This window comes from Streptomyces sp. NPDC050535 (genome assembly GCF_044457665.1).
Taxonomy (GTDB): Bacteria; Actinomycetota; Actinomycetes; order Streptomycetales; family Streptomycetaceae; genus Streptomyces.
Genome location: NZ_JBITHE010000069.1, coordinates 1 through 1,048, shown reverse-complemented (window position 1 = coordinate 1,048; position 1,048 = coordinate 1). Strand labels below are relative to the sequence as shown.

Here is a 1,048-nt window from a genome sequence, read left to right as displayed (position 1 = left end):
ACACAGTGGACGCGAGCAACTGAGGACAAGCCCTCGGCCTATTAGTACCAGTCAGCTTCACCCATTACTAGGCTTCCACATCTGGCCTATCAACCCAGTCGTCTACTGGGAGCCTTAACCAATCTAGTTGGTGGGAATACTCATCTCGAAGCAGGCTTCCCGCTTAGATGCTTTCAGCGGTTATCCCTCCCGAACGTAGCCAACCAGCCATGCCCTTGGCAGGACAACTGGCACACCAGAGGTTCGTCCGTCCCGGTCCTCTCGTACTAGGGACAGCCCTTCTCAATATTCCTGCGCGCGCAGCGGATAGGGACCGAACTGTCTCACGACGTTCTAAACCCAGCTCGCGTACCGCTTTAATGGGCGAACAGCCCAACCCTTGGGACCGACTCCAGCCCCAGGATGCGACGAGCCGACATCGAGGTGCCAAACCATCCCGTCGATATGGACTCTTGGGGAAGATCAGCCTGTTATCCCCGGGGTACCTTTTATCCGTTGAGCGACGGCGCTTCCACAAGCCACCGCCGGATCACTAGTCCCGACTTTCGTCCCTGCTCGACCCGTCGGTCTCACAGTCAAGCTCCCTTGTGCACTTACACTCAACACCTGATTACCAACCAGGCTGAGGGAACCTTTGGGCGCCTCCGTTACTCTTTAGGAGGCAACCGCCCCAGTTAAACTACCCATCAGACACTGTCCCTGATCCGGATCACGGACCCAGGTTAGACATCCAGCACGACCAGACTGGTATTTCAACGACGACTCCACACGGGCTGGCGCCCGCACTTCACAGTCTCCCAGCTATCCTACACAAGCCGAACCGAACACCAATATCAAACTATAGTAAAGGTCCCGGGGTCTTTCCGTCCTGCTGCGCGAAACGAGCATCTTTACTCGTAGTGCAATTTCACCGGGCCTATGGTTGAGACAGTCGAGAAGTCGTTACGCCATTCGTGCAGGTCGGAACTTACCCGACAAGGAATTTCGCTACCTTAGGATGGTTATAGTTACCACCGCCGTTTACTGGCGCTTAAGTTCTCAGCTTCGC

General features: G+C 55.6%; 1 rRNA gene. It reads right to left on the bottom strand.

The annotated features are described in order from the left end of the window. Positions 1-21: 21 nt before the first annotated feature. A 23S ribosomal RNA gene (locus tag ACIBLC_RS41970) occupies positions 22-1,048 on the bottom strand; the annotation flags it as partial.